The organism is Nocardia sp. NPDC055029 (assembly GCF_053608525.1).
The window spans coordinates 1-21,075 of sequence record NZ_JBSGVQ010000005.1 but is presented as its reverse complement, the minus strand read 5'-3'; the positions used below and the strand labels follow the sequence as shown (position 1 = coordinate 21,075).

General features: G+C 68.0%; 20 protein-coding genes and 1 pseudogene. 9 read left to right on the top strand and 12 right to left on the bottom strand.

Features of this window, described 5'->3' with window-relative positions; translation table 11 throughout:
* Positions 1 to 52: 52 nt before the first annotated feature.
* Entirely contained in the window at positions 53 to 2,692 is a 2,640-nt protein-coding gene (rph, locus tag ACWF9G_RS06310; RefSeq protein WP_452514063.1) for a rifamycin-inactivating phosphotransferase, read from the bottom strand.
* A gap of 198 nt (positions 2,693 to 2,890) precedes the next feature.
* Here rph and ACWF9G_RS06305 point away from each other — a divergent pair, with 198 nt between their 5' ends.
* The gene (locus tag ACWF9G_RS06305) at positions 2,891 to 4,339 is read left to right on the top strand and encodes an SDR family oxidoreductase (protein ID WP_379302955.1); all 1,449 of its coding nucleotides are present in this window, start codon (positions 2,891 to 2,893) and stop codon (positions 4,337 to 4,339) included.
* Positions 4,340 to 4,360: 21 nt separating this feature from the next.
* Here the strand turns inward: ACWF9G_RS06305 and ACWF9G_RS06300 are convergent, their stop codons facing one another.
* Both ACWF9G_RS06300 and ACWF9G_RS06295 read right to left on the bottom strand, forming a co-directional pair.
* On the bottom strand, positions 4,361 to 5,371 hold the full coding sequence (locus tag ACWF9G_RS06300) for a glutathione S-transferase family protein (RefSeq protein WP_452514061.1): 1,011 nt from the start codon (positions 5,369 to 5,371) through the stop codon (positions 4,361 to 4,363).
* 4 nt (positions 5,372 to 5,375) lie between these two features.
* Positions 5,376 to 6,662, bottom strand: a complete 1,287-nt coding sequence (locus tag ACWF9G_RS06295) for an MFS transporter (protein WP_452514059.1) — start codon at positions 6,660 to 6,662, stop codon at positions 5,376 to 5,378.
* 96 nt (positions 6,663 to 6,758) lie between these two features.
* Between ACWF9G_RS06295 and ACWF9G_RS06290 the strand changes: the two genes are divergently transcribed.
* From ACWF9G_RS06290 to ACWF9G_RS06280, 3 genes are read left to right on the top strand one after another with little or no spacing between them, the layout of a single operon-like run.
* Positions 6,759 to 7,982 carry an acyl-CoA dehydrogenase family protein gene (locus ACWF9G_RS06290; protein WP_452514057.1) on the top strand — a complete coding sequence of 408 codons (1,224 nt, stop codon included), beginning with the start codon at positions 6,759 to 6,761 and terminating at the stop codon, positions 7,980 to 7,982.
* A complete protein-coding gene (locus ACWF9G_RS06285; RefSeq protein ID WP_452514055.1) occupies positions 7,979 to 9,415 on the top strand; it encodes an LLM class flavin-dependent oxidoreductase in 1,437 nt (478 codons plus the stop codon). Before ACWF9G_RS06290 ends, ACWF9G_RS06285 begins: the two co-directional genes overlap by 4 nt.
* A 44-nt stretch (positions 9,416 to 9,459) precedes the next feature.
* Positions 9,460 to 10,845 (top strand): styrene monooxygenase/indole monooxygenase family protein, encoded by a 1,386-nt coding sequence (locus tag ACWF9G_RS06280; RefSeq protein WP_452514053.1) that lies wholly within the window; start codon positions 9,460 to 9,462, stop codon positions 10,843 to 10,845.
* Positions 10,846 to 10,897: 52 nt separating this feature from the next.
* Here ACWF9G_RS06280 and ACWF9G_RS06275 read toward each other — a convergent pair whose 3' ends face one another.
* The 4 genes from ACWF9G_RS06275 to ACWF9G_RS06260 are packed head-to-tail and all read right to left on the bottom strand — an operon-like array spanning position 10,898 to position 13,703.
* Complete coding sequence (locus ACWF9G_RS06275; protein WP_452514051.1) at positions 10,898 to 11,521, bottom strand: carbonic anhydrase; 624 nt, start codon at positions 11,519 to 11,521, stop codon at positions 10,898 to 10,900.
* 10 nt (positions 11,522 to 11,531) lie between these two features.
* Positions 11,532 to 12,131 carry a hypothetical protein gene (locus tag ACWF9G_RS06270; protein WP_452514049.1) on the bottom strand — a complete coding sequence of 200 codons (600 nt, stop codon included), beginning with the start codon at positions 12,129 to 12,131 and terminating at the stop codon, positions 11,532 to 11,534.
* Positions 12,132 to 12,161: 30 nt separating this feature from the next.
* The gene (locus tag ACWF9G_RS06265; protein ID WP_452514047.1) at positions 12,162 to 13,031 is read right to left on the bottom strand and encodes an FAD-dependent oxidoreductase; all 870 of its coding nucleotides are present in this window, start codon (positions 13,029 to 13,031) and stop codon (positions 12,162 to 12,164) included.
* A 24-nt stretch (positions 13,032 to 13,055) separates the two neighbouring features.
* The gene (locus ACWF9G_RS06260; protein ID WP_452514045.1) at positions 13,056 to 13,703 is read right to left on the bottom strand and encodes an MmpS family transport accessory protein; all 648 of its coding nucleotides are present in this window, start codon (positions 13,701 to 13,703) and stop codon (positions 13,056 to 13,058) included.
* Positions 13,704 to 13,938: 235 nt separating this feature from the next.
* On the opposite strand from ACWF9G_RS06260, the gene ACWF9G_RS06255 reads away from it, so the two are divergent.
* Positions 13,939 to 14,355, top strand: a complete 417-nt coding sequence (locus ACWF9G_RS06255; protein ID WP_379302941.1) for a nuclear transport factor 2 family protein — start codon at positions 13,939 to 13,941, stop codon at positions 14,353 to 14,355.
* On the opposite strand, the gene ACWF9G_RS06250 is transcribed toward ACWF9G_RS06255, so the two are convergent.
* Positions 14,336 to 14,500 carry a hypothetical protein gene (locus tag ACWF9G_RS06250; RefSeq protein ID WP_452514043.1) on the bottom strand — a complete coding sequence of 55 codons (165 nt, stop codon included), beginning with the start codon at positions 14,498 to 14,500 and terminating at the stop codon, positions 14,336 to 14,338. The genes ACWF9G_RS06255 and ACWF9G_RS06250 overlap by 20 nt on opposite strands.
* A gap of 106 nt (positions 14,501 to 14,606) precedes the next feature.
* Entirely contained in the window at positions 14,607 to 14,945 is a 339-nt protein-coding gene (locus ACWF9G_RS06245) for a hypothetical protein (protein ID WP_452514041.1), read from the bottom strand.
* Positions 14,946 to 15,045: 100 nt separating this feature from the next.
* Between ACWF9G_RS06245 and ACWF9G_RS06240 the strand changes: the two genes are divergently transcribed.
* The 3 genes from ACWF9G_RS06240 (at position 15,046) to ACWF9G_RS06230 (ending at position 18,566) form a co-directional block, all read left to right on the top strand.
* Positions 15,046 to 15,828: an MmyB family transcriptional regulator gene (locus ACWF9G_RS06240; protein WP_452514039.1), complete on the top strand. Its 783-nt coding sequence runs from the start codon at positions 15,046 to 15,048 to the stop codon at positions 15,826 to 15,828.
* A 32-nt stretch (positions 15,829 to 15,860) separates the two neighbouring features.
* Positions 15,861 to 17,534: an alpha/beta hydrolase gene (locus tag ACWF9G_RS06235; RefSeq protein ID WP_452514037.1), complete on the top strand. Its 1,674-nt coding sequence runs from the start codon at positions 15,861 to 15,863 to the stop codon at positions 17,532 to 17,534.
* 108 nt (positions 17,535 to 17,642) lie between these two features.
* Positions 17,643 to 18,566, top strand: a complete 924-nt coding sequence (locus ACWF9G_RS06230) for a D-alanyl-D-alanine carboxypeptidase family protein (RefSeq protein WP_452514035.1) — start codon at positions 17,643 to 17,645, stop codon at positions 18,564 to 18,566.
* Between the two features lie 21 nt (positions 18,567 to 18,587).
* Here the strand turns inward: ACWF9G_RS06230 and ACWF9G_RS06225 are convergent, their stop codons facing one another.
* Positions 18,588 to 19,049, bottom strand: a complete 462-nt coding sequence (locus ACWF9G_RS06225) for a MarR family winged helix-turn-helix transcriptional regulator (RefSeq protein WP_452514033.1) — start codon at positions 19,047 to 19,049, stop codon at positions 18,588 to 18,590.
* A 57-nt stretch (positions 19,050 to 19,106) separates the two neighbouring features.
* On the opposite strand from ACWF9G_RS06225, the gene ACWF9G_RS06220 reads away from it, so the two are divergent.
* On the top strand, positions 19,107 to 19,502 hold the full coding sequence (locus ACWF9G_RS06220) for a hypothetical protein (protein WP_379302927.1): 396 nt from the start codon (positions 19,107 to 19,109) through the stop codon (positions 19,500 to 19,502).
* 17 nt (positions 19,503 to 19,519) lie between these two features.
* Here ACWF9G_RS06220 and ACWF9G_RS06215 read toward each other — a convergent pair whose 3' ends face one another.
* Both ACWF9G_RS06215 and ACWF9G_RS06210 read right to left on the bottom strand, forming a co-directional pair.
* Complete coding sequence (locus ACWF9G_RS06215; RefSeq protein WP_452514031.1) at positions 19,520 to 20,725, bottom strand: glycoside hydrolase family 76 protein; 1,206 nt, start codon at positions 20,723 to 20,725, stop codon at positions 19,520 to 19,522.
* Positions 20,726 to 20,845: 120 nt separating this feature from the next.
* A pseudogene (locus ACWF9G_RS06210) lies at positions 20,846 to 21,075 on the bottom strand (enoyl-CoA hydratase/isomerase family protein); the annotation flags it as partial.

The following is a 21,075-nucleotide window of genomic DNA, read 5'->3' as shown; positions in this document are numbered from 1 at the left end:
GCACATCGGACTGCGGTACGGCAGGACACCGGACTGGGGAGCCAGACTCGGATCAGCCTGCGGTACCGACCCCCGGGGCGACGGAGTCGGGCAGGATCTCGACGTATCCGTCCGTGCCGTTCACCCGGATGCGCTGACCGTCACGGATCAGTTCGGTGGCGTGCTCCACGCCGACGACGGCGGGCAGGCCGTACTCGCGGGCGATCACCGCACCGTGGGTCATCAGGCCGCCGACTTCGGTCACCAGGCCCGCGATCGCGACGAACAGCGGGGTCCAGCTCGGATCGGTGTAGGCGGTGACCAGGATGTCGCCTGGTTCGAGGTCGGCCTGTGCGATATCTGGCACGACGCGGGCGCGACCCTCGATCGTCCCGGCGGACACTGCCATTCCGGGGAGTGCGCCCGTGGGCAGGTCGGCGCGCCGGTATGCCCCGGACAAGGTCTCACCGTCGGAGGTGAGTACGCGCGGCGGGGTGAGCGACTGAAACGCGCGGAACGCGTCCCTGCGTTCGTCGATGAGCTCCGGGCTCGCCCGGTGGGTGCGGGTCACCTCGCCGAGCTCGTCGAATGTCAGGTAGAAGATGTCCTCGGGCTCGCGGAGCACTCCGGCCTCGACGAGACGCGCGGCCTCGACGAGCAGGGCTTGCTTGTAGACGAAATAGCGGCTGACCATGCTGTACTTCGGATACTCCCGATAGCCGGAGAACGTGCGGACGCGATCGATCATCCGTTCGGTCTCTTCGGCCTTCCGGTCTCCGTCCGGCAGGGCGCGGAGTCGTTGCAGGAGCTGTTGTTTCGTCTGCTCGGCGTCGCGCAGACCGTCCTCGAAACGCTGCCTCCCCGCGCCGGGCCCGAAGTTCTTGATATTGCCGAGGATCGTCGGCACGAGTGTGGTGGGGCTTTCGCTCCAGCGTGGCCTGGTGATGTCGATCTCGCCGACGCAGCGCATGCCGTAGGTGTCGAGGAAGTCCTCGATCGCGGCGCGTGCTCGCGGACCGCCTGTGTGTTCGTCCAGTTCGTCCAGGAAGCCGCCCCCCGCCGCCCCTTCCTTTTCGACCTGCTGCAGAGAGGCGACCACCTCCGGATGCGGGCGGATCGCATCGGCGACGTCCAGCAGTGCGAAGCCCATCTCCGAGGTGACGTTCCCGGGAACCGACTGGGTGAGCGCGTCGCCCGCGTTCTTCTCGCCCAGCCATTCCCGCAGCCGATCGTTGAGCCACCACGTGGCGTCCATGGCGGCCGTGATCACCTGCAGACCGCGCGGGGTGAACAGGACTCGCCGCAGCTCCTGGATATCGGTCAGGATGAAGTCGACCAGTGCCGGTCCGGACTGGGTCCGGATGTCGCGTTTCAGGGTCGCGAGGGAGGACTCGCTGGTCGCGATCAGCTCGGCGACGAGGTCGGGATCGGCCTCGATCGGCGCAGGTGCGGCACCGGCCGATACTGCGGTGGAATCCTCGTCCGGGACCTGACGAACGAAGTCACCGCGATCGATCACGGTCTGCAGTGCGTCCCCGATCAGCGGATCGGACTTGCCGAGCCCTTCGATCAAGCCCGCGCCCTTCGCCGGCGACGACAGCAACGCGGTGACATCGACGAACAACCGTCCACCCGCGGTACGCATGGGTGCCCGGCTCGTCAGCTGCCACAACGAGATTCCCAACGGCTTCATCGCATCGGTCATCATCTGCTGATGGCCGACCGACACGTAGACGCGGTTCTCGTCGTCGGCGGCCACGGGAATCGGGAACAACGTGGTGATCGGCCTGCTCTGCACGATGCGCAAACCCTTGCCGTCCAAACACCATTCGATGTCCTGGGGGCTGCCGAAATGTGCTTCGATGCGGCGGCCCAGCCGCGCGAGCTCGAGCACCTCGGCATCGGACAGCACCGGTTCGTTTCGGCGCTCCTGCGCGATCTCGCGCACCTGTGTCCCGCCCGTCGGCACCGGCTCGACGGCGAGCTTCTTGGTGGCGATCGTTGCGCTGGTGATGTCGCCGTGGCGGACCCGGTAGACATCGGCGTTCACGAGGCCGGAAACGAGAGCCTCACCGAGACCGAAGCCCGCGTCGATGGAAACAACCGTGCGATCGGAGGTGACGGGGTCGGCCGTGACCAGGATGCCCGCGGCGTGTGGGAACACCATCCGCTGCACGACTACCGCCATTCGAATCAGTTTGTGGCCGAATCCATTTCGCAGGCGGTAGGTGACGGCCCGCTCGGTGAACAGCGAGCCCCAGCATCGGCTGACGTGCTCGAGGATCGCCGCCGCTCCCATGACATTCAGCGAGGTGTCCTGCTGGCCGGCGAAGGACGCGGTAGGCAGATCCTCGGCCGTAGCACTGGATCGGACAGCGTATGCATCATCCGCACCGAGCCGGGCGTGGGCGCTGATGATCTCGGCCGCCACGTCATCGGGAATGACGAGCTCTTCGATCGCGCACCGGATCTCCGTGCTCAGCTCGTGGATCGCTTCCCGGTCGTCTGCCTCGAGGCGCGACAGCCTCTCGATCTTGTCGCCGATCGACGGCGCGCCCGCCATGGCCTGTACGAAGGCTTCCGTCGTCACACAGAAGCCGTCCGGTACCTCGACACCGTCGATGCGCGACAGTTCACCGAGGTTCGCGCCCTTGCCGCCGACGATCGCGACCTGCGTCCGGTCGACCTCCCCGACATCCAGCACATAGACCATCCCCGCTACTCCTGACCTGGTGGTTTCGGTTTTCGCGAGCGATTATGGACCACAATTCGGCGCCTCATGATGGCCCGGAATCGTGTATACAGTAGAAGGGGGAAGGGACGAAGCATCGCGCGATGGCGGGCTTCGGGTTTCACCGGTGAATCTCGGTACATCTCGGTACGACTCAGGATCGGACAGGGGTGATCTCGGATGCGCTGTGTCGTGTTCGGCGCCACCGGATACCTCGGTGGCCGGCTCGTTCCGGACTTGCTCGACGCCGGGCACACGGTCCGGGTCCTCGCCCGGGACCCGGGCAAACTCACCGAGGCGGTATGGCGCGACCGGGTCGAGGTGGTGCGCGGCGATGTCACCCGCGTCGAGGACGTGCGCGCCGCGCTGGACGGTCAGCAAGTGCTCTACTATCTCGTCCACTCCCTGGCCCGAGCGGATTTCGAGAACGTGGATCGCGAGGCGGCGAGTCTGGTCGCGACCGAATCCGACCGCGCGGGACTGACCAGGCTGGTGTATCTGGGCGGCATCACTCCCACCGGCCAGAAGCTGTCACGACACCTCGCCTCGCGTGCCGAGGTAGGGGAGATCCTGCTCCGCGCGCCGACCCCCGCCGTGGTGTTGCGCGCGGCGGTGATCATCGGTTCCGGATCGGCCAGTTTCGAGATGTTGCGGTACCTGACCGAGCGGCTGCCCGTCATGGTGACGCCGCGCTGGGTGCGCAGCCGGATCCAGCCCATCGCGGTGCGAGACGTGCTGCACTATCTGGTGCGCGCGGCCGACCTGCCCGGCCGGGTGAACGACGCCTTCGACATCGGTGGCCCCGACGTACTCACCTATGAGGGCATGATGCGCGGTTACGCCGTCGAGGCGGACCTGCCACGCCGGGTGATCGTGCCCGTCCCCGTGCTGACTCCGTGGCTGTCATCCCAATGGGTCAACCTGGTCACCCCGGTACCGCGTGCCATCGCCGTACCACTGATGGAATCGCTCATCAACGATGTCGTGTGCGCGGACCACCGCATCGCCGACTACATCCCGGACCCACCGGACGGGCTCACCTCCTATTCCGGCGCGGTGCGGCTGGCGCTGCATCGCATTCGCGATCTGGACGTCCCCACCCGATGGTCGGACGCCGGCCTGCCCGACGCCCCGTCGGACCCCTTGCCCACCGATCCGGACTGGTCCGGCGGATCGCTGTACAGCGATGTGCGGGAACGGGATACGACCGCCGACCCGGCTACCCTGTGGGCGGTCCTCGAAGCCGTCGGCGGCGAACACGGGTGGTACTCCTTTCCCCTGGCCTGGGCACTGCGCGGGTGGATCGACCGGCTGCTCGGCGGTGTCGGCCTGCGCCGCGGTAGGCGCGACCCGCACCGCCTGCGGGTGGGCGAAGCGCTGGACTGGTGGCGCGTCGAACACCTCGAGCGTGGACGGCTGCTGCGGTTGCGCGCGGAGATGCGGGTGCCAGGGCGTGGCTGGCTCGAACTGTCGGTCACCCCGTCCGCCGACGGCGGCGCCCACTACCGGCAGCGCGCCCTGTTCGAACCACACGGCTTGGCCGGGCACCTCTACTGGAAGGCGCTCAGCCCCTTCCACGCGGCCATCTTCGGAGGGATGGCCCGCAACATCACCGGGGCTGCCGAGTGAACCGGGGACGAAGAGGGCGGTTCAGAGGAGGGCGGGTACCCGCTCGGCGGGCAGGGGCGGAGACGGCGGGGTGCCGTCGCCGAAGGGTCGTCCGCCGAGTTCCTCGCGGTGATGGGGGGTCAGCCAGTTCGACAGATCCGGTCCAGCGGGCACGACTCCGGTCGGGTTGATGTCGCGGTGCACCACGTAGTAGTGCTCCTTGATCTGCCCGAAGTCGATGGTGTCGCCGAAGCCGGGGGTCTGGAACAGGTCGCGGGCGTAGGCCCACAGCACCGGCATCTCGCTGAGTTTGCTGCGATTGGTCTTGAAATGGCCGTGATAGACGGGGTCGAAGCGGGCCAACGTGGTGAACAGGCGCACGTCGGCCTCGGTGATGGTGTCGCCGACCAGGTAGCGCTGGGTGCTCAGCCGCTCGGTGAGCCGGTCGAGGGCGGCGAAGAGCCGGGTGTAGGCATCGTCGTAGGCGTCCTGCGAGCCGGCGAAACCGCAGCGGTAGACGCCGTTGTTGACCTCGCGGAAGACCTCGGCGTTGATCTCGTCGATCTGGGCGCGCAGCGGTTCGGGATACAGCCGCGGTGCGCCGGGCCGGTGGTAGGCGGCCCACTCGGTGGAGAAGTCGAGGGTGATCTGGGCGTAGTCGTTGGTGACGACCTGCCCGGTCGGGATGTCGACCACCGCGGGCACGGTGATGCCGCGCGGATAGTCCGGGAACCGGGCCAGGTAGGCGTCGCGCAGCCGGTGGATGCCCAGCACCGGGTCGACCTCACCCGGGTCCAGATCGAAGGTCCAGCTGAGCTTGTCGTGGGTGGGCCCGCACAGGCCGAGCGACAGCACCGGTTCGAGCCCGAGCAGCCTGCGCACGATCAGGGTGCGGTTGGCCCACGGGCAGGCCCTGGCCGCGACGAGCCGGTAGCGGCCGGGTTCGACGGGGTAGCCGTCGCGGCCGTCGGCGGTGATCCGCGTCGTGATGTAGTTGGTGTCGCGGCGGAACTCACCGGCCTCGACGTAGCTCCCCGCATCGGAATCACTCACCTCCTCAGTCTTGCAGATCCACCTGCCGGTGCGCCGTGCGCCGACCGATTCCCTCGGCGTCGCCGAGGGCCCGGCGCAGGCTGTCGGGACCCAGGCCCCGGGACAGGCCGAGAATCACTGCGGCGCAGCCGATTCCGGAAAGGACGAGGCTGGTGGTGAACAGGGCGGGATAGCCGGCTAGCTCGCCGACGATGCCCGCCGCCATACCCGCCACACCTTGGACGACGACGATGGCGCAGGCGAGCAGGGTGTAGTCGCTGCCCGCGTGGTCGGGCTCGGAGGCGTCCATCATGAGGGCGAACACGGCGACGGTGGCCGCGCCGCCGAAGACGTGCTCGGCCAGGCTGGCGGTGACGAGGAGTTCGAAACCACCGAGGCCGAGGGCGGCGAACAGATACAGCGCGATGCTCGCGGTCTGGGTGACACCGCCGATCAGCAGCGCACTGCGTCGGCCGTAGCGGTAGGCCAGCCAGCCGCCGAAGGCCGCGCCCGCCAGTGCGCCCGCCGAGGAGAGGACGCCCTTGATCACCGCGATCTGGCCGAGATCGAGACCGGCATCGGACAGGAACGGGCCGGTGAGCGCCGACGCCATCGAATCGCCGAACTTGAACGCGCCGATCAGCGCGATGAAGACGAGGACGCCGGGGCGGCGCAGCCGGATCCACCAGGCGCCGAGCAGGTGCGCCGGATGCGGGCGCGGCGGGCGGTCGGCGACCGGTTCGCGCAGCAGCCACACCGGCACCGTGGTCAGCACGATCAGTACTGCCATGGCGAGGAACAGCATTCGCCACCCGGACACGGCGAACATCCACAGCAGGGCGCCACCGCCGACGATCATGCCGATGCGGTAGGCGCCTACCTGGATGCCGTTGCCCAGCCCGCGCTGGCGCGGACCCAGCAGGCGCACCGCGAGACCGTCGGTGGCCACGTCCTGCGTCGCCGAGAGCAGGTTCACCACCACGATGCCGACGAACAGCCAGCGCAACGACGACGACAGATCGAGAACGGCGAGGACCATCGCGACCGCGGCCGCGGACAATTGCAGCACCAGCAGCCAGGTGCGCCGGGTGCCGTAGCGGTCGACGTAGGGCGCCCACAGGAACTTCAGCGCCCACGGCAGGAACAGCACACCCGAGGCGCTGATCGCGACCAGCGAATACCCCGATTCGCGCAGCACCACCGGCAATGCCTGAGTGAAGAAGCCGAACGGCAGGCCCTGCGCGAAATACAGGGCCGACAGCAGAACCAGCGTGCTTGTCGTGATCACACCCGGTCGGGTGGCGGTGCTCATGGGGACATCGTCGCAGAGCGCCCCCGCCCCGCACCCTTTGTGATCCCGCTGCGCGCAACCAGTGAACGCGCAGGCCGACGGCGTCATCGTGGGTTCATGACATCCACCGAGACGAAACGCGTGGCCGATTCCGAACTGGATGACGCCTTCCGCCCGATCTTCGACCGCATCGCCTCCGGCGCCGTCGCCCGCGAAACGGACCGGGAACTCGCCTACAGCGAAATCGCCGACCTGCGCGCCGCCCGGTTCGGCGCGCTGCGCGTTCCGGTGGAGTTCGGCGGCTACGGTGCGACGGTGCACCAGCTGTTCGGGCTGCTCATCGACCTCGCCGCCGCCGAATCGAACCTGCCGCAGGCACTGCGCGTGCACTTCTCCTTCGTCGAAGACCAGCTGCTCGCCGAACCGGGCCCGGCGCGGGAACAGTGGCTGCGCGCGGTGACCGGGGGCACCCTGGTGGGCAACGCCATCACCGAACCCGGTGTCGGCGCGGTCGACCGGTACCGCACCCGACTCACCCGCGACGGCGAGCACTGGCGGCTCGACGGCACCAAGTTCTACAGCACCGGCTCCCTGTACGCCGACCACATCCTCGTGGCCGCCGACCGGGACGGCGAGCGGGTGGGTGTCCTGGTCGGCGCCGGCGCCGAGGGCGTGCGGCAGCACGACGACTGGGACGGCTTCGGGCAGCGGCTCACCGCCAGCGGCACCACGGAATTCACCGCCGTGCGGGTCACCGAGGAGCAGATCCTCGGCCCCGGCTACGGCGTGCCCGGCCCCACCTACGCGACCGCGTATCTGCAGCTGATCCAGCTGGCGGTGCTCGCGGGCATCGCCCAGCGCGCCGAAAGCGATGTGCGGGACTGGGTCTCGCGACGCACGCGCGGCTATACCCACTCCGCCGCCGACCTGCCCCGCCACGATCCGCTCGTGCAGCAGGTGATCGGCAAACTGTCGGCGGCCGCGTTCTCCGCCCGCGCGAACGTGCTCGCGGTGGCCGATCTCCTCGACGAGGTGCTCGGCGCCGGAGCGAAGGACGACACCGCGCTCACCGCGGTGGAACTCGCGGCCGCGCAAGCCCAGCTCGCGGTGATCGACACCGTGCTGCCCGCGACGAGCCTGCTGTTCGAAGTGGGCGGCGCGTCCATCGTGTCCGAAGGCCTGCGCCTGGACCGGCACTGGCGCAACGCGCGCACCATCTCCGTGCACAATCCCGCCATCCAGAAGGCAAGGGCGGTGGGCGATCACCTGCTCAACGGCACCGACCTTCCCTTCGGCTGGAGTGCGGGCGAACGGGCTCCGGCCGGAGAGCAGGCGCGATGACCCGCCGGATCCGGTTCAACGCCTTCGACATGAACTGTGTGGCCCACCAGTCGCCCGGGCTGTGGCGCCACCCCGACGACCAGTCGCACCGCTACAAGGAGCTCAGCTACTGGACCGAGCTGGCACAGTTGCTCGAACGCGGACGCTTCGACGGCATCTTCATCGCCGACGTCCTCGGCATCTACGACGCCTACGGCGGCAACGACATCGCCGCGCTGCGTCACGGTGCCCAGGTACCGGTTGCCGATCCGCTGCTGCTGGTGACGGCGATGGCCGCGGTCACCGAGCACCTCGGCTTCGGCATCACCACCGGCACCGGCTTCGAGCATCCGTTCCCGTTCGCCCGGCGCCTGTCCACCCTCGACCACCTCACCGACGGCCGGATCGGCTGGAACGTGGTGACCGGCTATCTGCCCTCGGCCGCCCGCAATCTCGGCGCCGACGACCAGCTCGACCACGACGACCGCTACGACCAGGCCGACGAATACCTCGAAGTGCTCTACAAGCTGTGGGAGGGTTCGTGGGAGGACGACGCCGTGGTGCGCGACGCCGAGCGCGGCGTCTACGTCGATCCGGCGAAGGTGCACCACATCGGCCATCGCGGTCGGCATTTCACCGTGCCCGGCATCCACCTGTCCGAACCGTCGCCACAGCGCACCCCGGTGATCTACCAGGCGGGCGCCTCCCCGCGCGGTGTCCGCTTCGCCGCCGAGAACGCCGAGGCCATCTTCGTGGCCGCGCCGTCGAAACGCGTGCTCACCCAGACCGTTTCGCGGATCAGGGCGGCGCTCGAGGAAGCGGGCCGTGACCGCTATTCGGCCAGGATCTACGCGCTGGCCACCATCGTCACCGATGCCACCGACGAGGCCGCGCGCGCCAAACACGCGGAGTACCTGTCCTACGCGAGCGTGGAGGGCGGGCTGGTGTTCATGTCCGGCTGGATGGGCATCGACCTGTCGCGCTACGACCTCGACGACCCCATCGGCGAGGTGCACAGCAACGCCATCCAGTCGGCGGTGGCCGCGTTCCAGGAATTCGACGACGACGGTCGCGAATGGACCGTGCGCGACATCGGCCGCTGGGCCGGTATCGGCGGCATGGGCCCGGTGTTCGTCGGGTCGGGGGAGACCGTCGCCGACCAGCTCCAGGAATGGGTGGACGAGACCGACCTGGACGGGTTCAACCTGGCCTACGCGATCACCCCCGGCACGTTCGACGATATTGTGCGGCACGTGGTTCCGGTGCTGACCGCGCGCGGTGTCTACGCCACCGAGTACGAGCCGGGCACGCTGCGGCACGCGCTGTTCGGGGCGGGGGACCGGCTCCCCGACGGCCATCGCGGGGCGAGTTACCGCGTGGGCGGCCGGAATTCGACCGCCCTGCCGGAATCGGAGTCCCGGCCGGGTACGGTCGCGGCCATCGATTCCCGCTGATCACAATCCTGCTGCGGCGGCGCGGAATCGAGCATCATTCCGATATGACATCGCACAATACCGCTTCACGTTCCCCGCGTTCGGCCGCGATCGTCGGCGCCGGACAGACCGGCGTCACCGCGGCGCTAGGTCTGCTCGACGCCGGCTTCGAGGTCACGCTCTACAGCGACCGCGACCAGCCTGCCCTGCGCAACGACGTCCCCGCCACCGGCACCGCCCTGGAATTCGGTGTGGCACAACAGGCCGAGCTGGCTCTCGGCCTCGACCCCTACACCGCCAGGGCACCCCGCCACACCGGGCTCAGCGTCCGCATCGCCGACCCCGACCGCAACGAACTGATCGCCTTCGACGGCGTGTTCGACGGCTACGTCGGCGTCGCGGTCGACACCAGACTCAAGGCCGACGAGCGGCTCACCACCTTCCGCGAGCGCGGTGGCCGCTTCGTCGTCGAGCAGGTCACCCCGGAAACCCTCGACGGCATTGCCGCCCAGCATGATCTGACCCTCGTCGCGACCGGTCGCGGTGGTCTGTCCGACCTGTTCCCGATCGACACCGCACGCACCGTCTACGACGCGCCGCAACGCTCGCTGCTCACCGTCACGGTGACGGGGCTGGGCCACGACCCGAGTGTGTTCGCCCACCGCAGTCCGGCGGGCGGCGCGCACAGCGGATTCTCCATCTTCGCCGATCAGGGCGAGGGCTGGTGGGGTCCCTACCTGCACAAGGACGCTGGGCCGAGCTGGGCTTTCCTCGGCTGGGCCCGGCCGGGCAGCGACTGGGAACGCCGCTTCGGCGCGGCCGATTCGGCGGCCTCGGCGCACCGTATCGTCACCGAGCTGTACCGAGACTACATCGACTGGGATCTGCCGGAAGTCCTGGCCACCCAGGTGATCGAGGACGACCCGCACTCGTGGCTGAAGGGCGCTGTCCGGCCGGTGGTGCGTGCGGGCGTCGGCACCACCGCGAGCGGTCATCCGGTGGCTTCGCTGGGCGACACCTCCGTCGCCTACGACCCGATCGCGGGGCAGGGCGCGCAGAGCGGGCTGGTCCAGGCGCAGCGGCTGGTCGCCGCGGCCGCGGTGCACGACGGCGCCTTCGACGAGACCTGGATCGCCGCGCGCTACGCCGAATTCCTCGCCGCGCGCAGCGATGCCGCCGCGAAGGTGACCAGGCTGTTCCTCAGCGATCCGGCGTTCGCCGACATCGGCGGGCAGTTCTTCGCCGCCGCGGCGGTCGAGCCGCGGTTCGCGAGCGCGCTGGTGGGACTGCTGCATCATCCGCAGCCGTTCCTCGGCATCGAGACCGTCGAGCAGGCGGGCGCCTACATCGAGGAGGTCACCGGGCTGCCCGCGGGCGAGGTACTGGCCCGGTTCCAGCCCGCGGGCAGATTCGCGCGGTCGGAGTACGGGGGCGCGCTGACCCGCGCCTGAGCGGTCCGGATATCACCGCCGCGAGGGTCGTTGCCTCGCGGCGGTGAACCGGCTACTCGAATTCGCCGATGTTGCCGATGACGCGGTTCAGCTGGGCGCGGCCGTCGGACAGGTTGTAGGTGACGCACGCGATGGCGAGTTCGCCTGCTTCGATCTTCGCGGCGATGCTGCTCGACCGCTGGGTGAGCAGCAGCGCCGTCTCCTCCACGTGCCGGGCCTCGAGCTCGTCGACGGTGCTGAGTCCCTCGCGGCGGCCGAGCAGGATCGAGGGGGTGACCCGCTCCACGATGCTGCGGATGAACCCGCCGGGCACGGCGCCGGAATCCAGGGCGTCGATCGTCGCGCGGACGGCGCCGCAGCTGTCGTGTCCGAGGACAACGATCAGCGGCACGCCCAGCACGTCGACGCCGTACTCGATCGATCCGAGCACCGAACCGTCGACGACGTGACCGGCGGTGCGGACGACGAACATGTCGCCGAGGCCGCGGTCGAAGATGATCTCGGCGGCGACCCGGGAGTCACCACAACCGAACAGGATCGCCGACGGATGCTGCCCAGCGGTCAGTTCGGCACGGTCGGCTGCGCCCTGATTGGGATGCTGCAGCCTGCCTTCGACAAAGCGATCGTTTCCATCGCGGAGTGTCTTCCAAGCGGTAACGGGACTGGTATGCGGCATATGTCCAGTTTTACACGGTGCTGCCGGTTCCTCGGTCCGCCACCTCGGGCGTGGCGCCGTGCCGAGGCTCCTGTGCCAGGGGGCCGCAGCGGACATCGAACCGGTCGCGCACGGTATCCAGGGTGCGACGCAGGTGTTCGCGGTCGCGACGGTGCGTGAGCGCGAACCGCGTCATGGCCGCCACTCGGCGTGGCAAGGGATACCAGCGATCGAAGTCGAGTCCGAAATCGCGAAATACCGTGAGCGGAACGTTGTCGTAGATGATGCCGGCGTTGTACAGCGTGAGCGCGAACAGCGTATACGGGACAACGGTTCTGGTCTTGCTCAGCAGTTCCGGCACGTCGAGTTCGTAGAGTGGGGTGTCGCTGATCCGGTCCAGGAACATCAGGTGGGTCAGGAAATAGCCGATCATCGAGGTCAAGTACAAGGTGGCAGACCGGGGCTGAATCGACAGGACCGCTCCGCTGCTGGAGACGTAGGGCTCGTAGGGGTGATCGCGCCGCATGACGTAACCAGTGCAGTTCACTATCCAGCTGCCCGGCGGGATGGTCGTCGTCACACCGCTGCGAAAGACCAGCCGGGTCGCCTCGTGGTCGTCGACGGCATCCACGAGGTAATCCATCACCACCCGGCGCAATCCCTAGGCGATCGTCGAATTCTCTGCTTCCGAAAGGATTCCCAGCAGGAAGCTGCCCGTCTCCGGGGTCACCCAGGTGCCGTATGTCGTGCGATGCCAGTCCCACACGTCGGCCTCGTTGGTTCCGTCGAAACGGCGGCTGGTCTCTCGGATGAGACTGCTGGAAAGTTCACCAGCCCACCACCTTCGGGCACCAGCAGGGAACAACCGCTCGCGGCTCTGGAAGAACGTCCCCACCCCGGCTACGAGATTCACCTCGCGGCCGGGGTACTCCGTGATGAGTTCGAGCGCGGTGTCCATGGCAGTCTTGCCGCCACCGATAATCCATACCGGGGCAGCACTGCCTCGTATGTCGTCGCCGTGGAGATCGCAGAAGTCGGGCGATACCGACCGCACCCGCGTGCTGGAGACATCGAACGGCGCATTCGGCGCGATGCGGAATCCATAGGCTTTGATCAGGCGCTTGGCCTCGACCACGACGGTCGCGCCGTCCGCGGACTCGCAGGTGATCCGGACGATGCCCGCGGTCTCGTCGTGCGAGACCATGGTCCATCCGAAGAGCTCGTCGACCTGGACCCGCTGTTTGATCGTGTCGAGGCAATATTCGAGGTGATCGAGCACCTCGGGTTTCGTCGCCAGGTACGAGCGTTCCCGACCGAGGGTCCATGCGATATTTCCGGCGGTGAACAAGCCGTGCGGCTGGTGCAATCGCACGTATGGGTAGGTGTCGGCCCACATCCCCCCGACCTGTTTTCTGCTGTCGACCAGGACGACCTTCTGATGACGTGCGAGATACCGGCTGGCGACCCACAAGGCATTCAGCCCGGTGATTCCCGCCCCCACAATGCACACATCGCAAGTCTTTGTCGTCATGGCCTCGGCCTTAGTCGGCTGATGTCATCGGCCCGCGTCGCCGCTGCAGGACGCGCTGGCATACGGACCGGTGGCGGTCTGCTCGGCAAGGACGTCGTCGCCCACCAGGATTCGGCAGGTGATCTCGCCGCCGTCGGCGCCGGCCGAAGCGGTGAGGGTGACGGCCTTGACGATTCCGTCGACGGTGACTTCCTTGGTCCAGGGCAGGGAGACGTCGGTGTCCGTGGCGACGTCCATGCCGCGACCGGAGTAGGTGATCGAACTCGCCTGGCTTGTCCCGTCGACCTGGTAGGTGACGGCGACGGTGCGGTTGATCTCCTTGTCGACCTCGTTCAGCGCGGTACCGACGAGGGCGATGCAGGCGCCTATACCGAGCACCATGACCAGCAGGACACCGCCGAGCACCCATGGCCAGACTTTGCGCTTGTTGGGCGGGGGCGCATAGCCACCCTGGGGGTAGCCGCCCTGCGGATAGCCACCTTGGGGATAGCCACCTGGGGGATAGCCGCCTTGGGGATAGCCGCCTTGGGGATAGCCGCCTTGGGGATAGCCGCCCTGCGGGTACGGGGTGCCGCCCGGTGGCTGACCGGTCGGCGGCTGCCAGCCAGGTGGCGGCCGGTTGTGGGGCTCTTGCGGCGATCCGGGAGGCTGGTGGCCAGGTTCATCCGACATGTGAGCTCCTTTGCTCGGCGACGTGCGGCTCCGCACCGTAAAGGTGAGACCTGGGTCACAAGATTGATCGTACTGTGGGTCTTTTTCGGTCGGAAGAGCCGGACAGGGGCGTGATCAGCGGCGTTTCCGGGAATTACCAGGCCCACCTCGACCTGACCGCAGTCCTCGGGTAGCCGCCCGGCGATCGTTCCATTCATCCAAGACCAGCGGGGGATGCCCGGCCTACCGTCGGATCATGACAGCGACACATTCCCCCACCGGACGATCGGTCGACGATCAACTCCTCGCCGTGCTCGACGAGTGGCAGGCCGCGATCGTCGCCAACGACGCGGACCGCATCGGCTCGTTCATGACCGACGAGTGGGTGATGGTGTCCGAGAACGGCGTCACCACCGCGGCACAGTTCCTGGCATTCGTCCGGTCGGGCGACCTCACACACTCGGCGATGGCGCGCGTCGGCGACGCGCGAATCCGCTACTACGACCGGGTCGCGCTGCTGACGACCCGCGTCGTCAACACCGCCCACTACCGGGGTACGCGGTTCGACGCCGACGAATGGACCACCGACGCCTTCATCCACGACGACGGCCGATGGCGGTGCCTGCTGACCCAGATCACCGCGACGAAGGTTCCTACCGATAGCCCCGTTTGATCAGGTACGCGGCCCCCGCCTCGAACCCCGCGGGGCTGAGCTGCTCGAATCCGAAGGCGTCGGCGAGCCGGTTGGTCGTGTTGAACGCGGCACAGACGGCGAGGGCGTCCCTGACCTGCTGGTGCGAAACACCGGCGGCCAGCACAGGAATTTTGCGGCGTCCGGTGGCGGAAAGCCGGAGAACAAGCGGACGAGCGCGAACAGCAATCTGGTCCCGGGACGGTACCCGCGGTCGAGAATCTGGAGGCGCATTATGAATCGTCCTCCTCTGGAATTGCTGCGGCGAGGGCGGTGAGTCCGGCAGCATACATACGCGCGGACTGCCCGACCGCTGCTGCTATCACCAGTTCGAAGAGCTGGTCCTCGCTGAATCCCGATTCCCGCGCCGCGGCGAAGTCCGCATCGGTGATCGCGACGGGTTTCGTGGCGACCTTGTCGACCACCGTGTGTAAAGGCGGGGCGACATCAATGTTGTCGAAAGCGCGCTGTCGTTGATCCGGTGATGTCGCACCCGCTCCGCGGAGAATACTGTCGACCAGAACACGGAGCATGGCTTGTTTGGTGTCCTCGTGTCGCATGCGGTCGCTCACCTGCCCAACGATAGGCGCACCGCACATAGCTGCGTGTTTCCCTGCTTGCGGCGTGCTGCGATCGCTATCGTGCAGGGGTTCGGGCAAGGCTCTGACGGAAGTGAGTGCGGTGAAGCAGCTGACCAGATCCGGCGAGGCGGTGCGGTTGGCGCCGCCGACATTCGGCAGTTTCCTGCGCTGGTTGCGCGATGATCGCCGGATGTCGCGCGAGCGGTTGGCGATGTCGGCGGGAGTCAGCGCCAGCTACGTGACTCACCTGGAGTGGGGCGACCGGGATCATCCGGCGCGTGCGGTCGTCGAGGCATTGGCGGACTGCCTGGATCGGGCCCGGACGCTGCGGGTGACCGAGCGCAGGCATCTGTTCGACCTGGCGGGGATACCGATCGCGGTGACTCCCTCGATCGGCCAGCTGCGCGCGGCCATCGGCGACGATGCGCTCCGCAGTCTCGACGCGCACCGTGGCGGGATGGCGGGATACTTCGACTCCCGCGGCAATATCCTGGCGCTCAACACGGCCGCACGCACGATGCTGCCGGGATTGCGCGAGGGCGGCAACGGGCTGCACTGGTTGTTCGGTGACCAGCTGGCACGGCAGGTTGTCGTGAACTGGGACGACGTCGCGCGGAGGTCGGTGAGCGGACTGCGCGGGCGAATCGGTGCCGTCGGTCAGGCCGGATGGCCCGAGCGCCTGCTCGGCGAGCTCGGGATGTACCCGGAGTTCTGCGGGCTGTGGCGCCAAGGTGAGGTGACGTTTTCGACAGGGTTGTCGCCGATTCGACTCCGCGACCCGATGACCGGGCGCCCCATTGACGTCACCGTGCAGGTGTTCGACGTCGACGTCGTCGATCACCCGGGATGGGTGCGAATTTTCCTCGGCACGTAATGCGATCACGCTTTCGAGTCACAGGGGAACAAATGAATTCCACGCGCGGGCTCGATCCCGAGGGCGGCGACACGGCACCTGCGGTCCGGCGCAGGGGTTTCCACCTGGGCGGGGCGATCGGCGCGCTGGTACTGGTGTGGCTGTCGCTCACGCCGTCACTGCTTCCGAGGGGGCCGCTGTTCCAGGGCGTCGTCACCGGCGCGGCGGCGGCCTTCGGCTACGCACTCGGCCTCGCGGTCGCCGCGCTGATGCGGTGGATGGTGCAGCGAGAGCCGGGGCCGACGCCCACGGTTGTCCGGTGGGGATTGGGAATCGTCGCGGTACTCGGCACGGTGACCGTCCTGGTCTGGTACGCCGATTGGCAGAGCGATCTGCGTTCGCTCATGGGGGTGAGCGGCCTTGCCTGGCATGCCTACCCGATCATCGTGGCGATCAGCGCCGTGGTGTTCGTGGTGTTGATCGCGGTGTCGAGATTGTGCTGGGCGCTGTCGCGCTGGGTCGGTGGGCTACTGGGGCGTGTGCTGCCCACTCGCGTCGCCGCTGTGCTGGGCGGTGTTGTCGTGGCGGTGGTGGCTGTCGCGGCGATCAACGGCGTCGTGGCCGATGTGGCGATGTCGGTGCTCAACGAGACGTTCAAGGCCGTCAATCAAGAGGATTCCCCGGATACCGAAGAACCCGTCGTTCCGGAGCGCTCCGGCGGTCCCGGATCGCTGGTGAGCTGGGACTCGCTCGGTCGGCAGGGCCGGATCTTCGTCGCCAACGGACCGACCGCACGCGACCTGACGGTCTTCAGCGGCAAACCCGCGCGGGAACCGATCCGCGTCTACACCGGACTCGATTCCGCCGAGAACATCAGGGCCGAAGCGGATCTCGCGGTGGCCGAGTTGCGGCGAGCCGGCGGGTTCGACCGTGCCGTGCTCGGTGTGGCGACCACGACCGGCACCGGCTGGATCAACGAGTCGACCGCGTCGGCACTGGAGTATCTGGCCAACGGTGACAGCGCACTGGTGAGCATGCAGTACTCCTACCTGCCGAGTTGGCTGTCGTTCGTCGTCGACCAGGAACGGGCCAGGCAGGCCGGTCAGGCCTTGTTCGAGGCGGTACACGCCGAGTGGGACACCCTGCCCGCGGATCGGCGGCCGAAGCTGGTCGTCTTCGGCGAGAGCCTCGGCTCCTTCGGCGGCGAGGCCGCGTTCGCCGGTATCCAGGACATGGCCGCCCGCACCGACGGCGTCCTGTTCGTCGGCCCCACCGCGACCAACCCCGTGTGGGGCGACGCCACCGCGCGCCGCGACCCTGGCTCACCGCAATGGCTGCCGATCTACCGCGACGGGCACACCGTCCGATTCATCGCCGACGCACCGGATCTCGCCCGCCCCGACACCGCGTGGGGATCACCCAAAGTGGTCTACCTCCAGCACGCGTCCGACCCGATCACCTGGTGGACACCGCAACTGCTGTTCCAGAAACCCGATTGGCTCAGGGAGGAACGCGGTCACGACGTCCTGCCGAGCACGCGCTGGATCCCGGTGGTGACGTTCCTGCAGGTGTCGGCGGACATGGCCGTCTCGACCGATGTGCCCGACGGACACGGCCACACCTTCCACGCCGACATCGCCGACGCCTGGGCCGCGATCCTGTCACCGGCGGGCTGGAACCCGGCCGACACCGAGCGCTTGCGAGCGATCCTGAGTGGCACCGAATGAACGCCACATCCGGAAATGATCCGTCGCCCGGGTCCTGACGGAAACGTGGAGCGAAACAGCGGCGGTGAAATCCCACTTATCGGTCGAGTCGTACGCCAGAATGTCGCCATGCGGACATTTGCCGGGATGTTGCACGCGGTTATCGCCGGGGTTCTGGTTGTCGTGGCAGGGCCCGGTGTCGCGGCCGCTGTGCCCACGGGAAGTGCCGACCAGGGGCAGCTGCTGCCCTGGCCTGTTCGCGGACCGGAGGGAGTGCAGGCGGCGGGGGCGGCGCTGGCGGACGGCATCACCGGAACGGTGGTGTGGTCACGGGAGGCGCACACTCCGGTCCCGATCGCCAGCATCACGAAGGTGATGACGGCGCTGGTCGTGATCGTCGCCGGTGATCTCGAGCGGCCGGTGACCGTGCCGCAGGAAGCCGTGGGCTACTGCGGCAGGCACAACGGAAGCACCGCGGGGCTGGCGCCGGGCGAGGTCCTCACCGCACGGCAGCTCCTGTACGGGCTGATGCTGCCTTCCGGCTGCGACGCCGCCTACGCGCTTGCCGAGGCCTACGGGCCCGGCCAGGACGGCTTCATCGCCAGAATGAACGACACCGCGCGTGTCATGGGCCTGGCGGGAACACATTTCACCGACCCCAGCGGTTTGCCGAACCCGACCGACAACTCCACCTATTCCACACCGGTGGACCTCGTGGCGCTGGGTGTGCGGGCGATGGGCCTGCCGGTCTTCCGCGACATCGTCGGTTCGCGGACCTTTCACGTTCCCGCCGGAGCGGGTAACCGCGAGCACCACTGGAATTCGACGAACCGGCTGCTGCTCGAATATCCCGGCACCCTCGGCATCAAAACAGGGAACACCGACGCCGCGGGACACTGCCTGCTGTTCGAGACGGTCCGGGCGGGAATTCCGCTGATCGGTGTGGTGCTGCACAGCTCACCCCACAGCAGCGTCACGGCGAAAGAAGACGCCGAGCGGATGCTGAACTGGGCTTACGATCCGATCCTGAACGTTCTGCAGCCCGTGCGCTGATTCGCGCGTGCACCTAGCGCATCAGGTTTCGTCTCGTGGATGGCACGAGGGGTCATGCGCGGTGAACAGCCGGTTCAGCGCCGTTTCCATGGCGCGTTTGCCCGACGGGCTCAAGGCGGCGAGGAACTCGTCCTGGACCTGTTCCAGCTCGGCGAACGCCTCTTTCAGTGTGCGGAGGCCCTTCGGAGTCGGTACCACGACGTGTCTGCGCCGGTCGTCGCCACGCTCGCGGGCTGCCATGCCCGTGCGCTCCAAACGGTCGATCACAGCGACCATGGTCGTGCGGTCGAGGCCGGTGACCCGGGCGAGATCCTGCTGGGAGAACACGCCCGTACTGGCGTAGGACAGTACACGGAAGTCCTTGCCGCGCAGGCCGTAACGGTCCAGCGACTGCTCCACGGCATCGCGGGCCGCATCGCCGACCCGGAACAGCATGAAGATCGGCGCCTGGGTGATCTGCTCCACTGCCGTCGCCTCTCGCATCAGCCCATCTTAGTCACGTACGCTGATCGTCAGTACCACTGATGATTGGAGCTCGATATGCCCGATGCCAGAGTCGTCAAGGTCGCCCTCGTGGTCCTTGGCCTGATCACCATGACGCCGGTGCTGGCACTTGTCACGCCGGCTGCCCTGGAGTACTACGGACTGACTCAACTGGCCCCGATGGAGGAGGCCCTGCTGCGGCACCGCGGCATGATGCAACTGGTCCTGGGAGCCGCGCTGGTCTGGGCGGCGTTCGTCCCCGCGGTTCAGGTGCCGGTGGCGCTGGCCGCGATCACCACCAAGACGACGAATCTGGTACTGACGCTGTCGGATTCGACCACCCGGCCGGACGCCCCGTTGTTCAGCACGGTGTTCGACTCGCTGGCCGTGCTGCTGCTGATCGGCCTGATCGTGCTGCGGCTGCGCCCGACAGCGAGCCGGGTGAGGATCTGACAGGAACCCGCGTGCGCTCACCGTCCCGCGGCGGTGAGCCGGTGGTCCGCTTCGAGCAGCATCCACCCGCTCAACTGCACCGAGAGATCGCGGCTCAGGTTCACCGACGACTCGGCGGCCGAGTCCGCGAGCGGGAGAAAGGTGCCCGGATACTCCCGGACCGTGACAGCACGGGTCCAATCGGTACCGAACAGCGGTAGCCCGTCCACCTCGGCGCGGTGTTCCCAGGCTGCCCGCGCGGACGCGTGCACGATGTCCGCGGCGGTGGTGTCGCCCAGGGACAGTGCGACTTCGGCGAGATATCGCGCGAGGATACCCATGAACAGCCCGGAATCGCCCCCGGCGGTCGCTGTGATCACCCCGGCGTCGGTGAGCTCGTCCGCGACCGCGGCGACGAGCGCGGTCGCCCGGTCATGGTGGCTCGATTCGCCTGTGCGCAGCGCCAATTCGGCTTCCAGCCCGATGGTCACGCCCTGGCAGTAGGTATGGATGGTCCGGTTCACCCTGCCGCCGGGCTCATGGACACCGTCGAGGATCAAGCCGCTGTGCGCGTCGCGCAGACGGGTGTGCAGGAAGTCGGCAAGGTCCCCGGCGCGGGAAAGCTCGCCAAGCCGAGCCCACGCGATAGCGGTCGGGCCGATCGAGGGGGTGTTGTAGTAGTCGTCGCCGAAGCGCCATGGCACCGCACCGACGGCCGGGTTCCAGCCGTCGATCAACTCCGCTCGCAGCTCCTCGACGGCGTCGCCGAACCGGATGTCGAGCAGCCGGTCGGCGCGGTCGAGGGCCAGCGCCAGCCACGCCATATCGTCGTAGTACCGGTTGGTCCAGCCCGTGATGTTGCGGGTTCGGATTCCGCGGGCGATCGCGACGACCCGGTCGATGCGTTCGGGGGTGCGGGCGCGGGACGCGGCGTCGACCGCACAGTCGAGCAACTGAGCCTGCCACCAGTAGCACCAGCGTCCGAACGACTGTTCCGCTGCCGACGCCGGCCAGACGAGCGCGCCCAGCTTCCGCTGCGTCAGCCCCCAGAGCGGGCGCACATGCCGCTTCACGATCGCTCGTTCGGCCAGGTCCGCCCGCTGTCCGGGGTCCGTGGGGCCGGTGGACAACGCCCGCGTGATGGTGCCCGCCCGCCCCGGCTGCTCCAGCGCGGAGTACGCGATCGCGGCTCCGGCCGCGAACAGCGCACTGCGTCGGTTGATGCCCTTGTGCCGGCCAGTCATCTGCTCGAGCTCCTCTTACTGGATAACGACATCGGAGCCGAGAACCGTACCGACAGAGTCCGGTGCCGGAATGACCAACACTTGAACTACTCAGGTTTGCCGCGAAAACGTTGTCGGAACCTACTCGGTGAACTCGACCTTGGTTCCGTCGATCCAGCCCGGCAGATTGTCCGCGACGAAGTCGGACATGTCGCGACCTTCGTCAATGGTGGATTCGACGTCGGCGAGGTAGGCGGCCATCGCTCGCTTGGCCGACGGAGTGGACGCCGCGGTCAGGAACTGGGCGCGTTCGATGTGCAGACCCTTCTCCAGCGACGTCGAACCACCGTGGTAGATGGCGTGTTTGATGC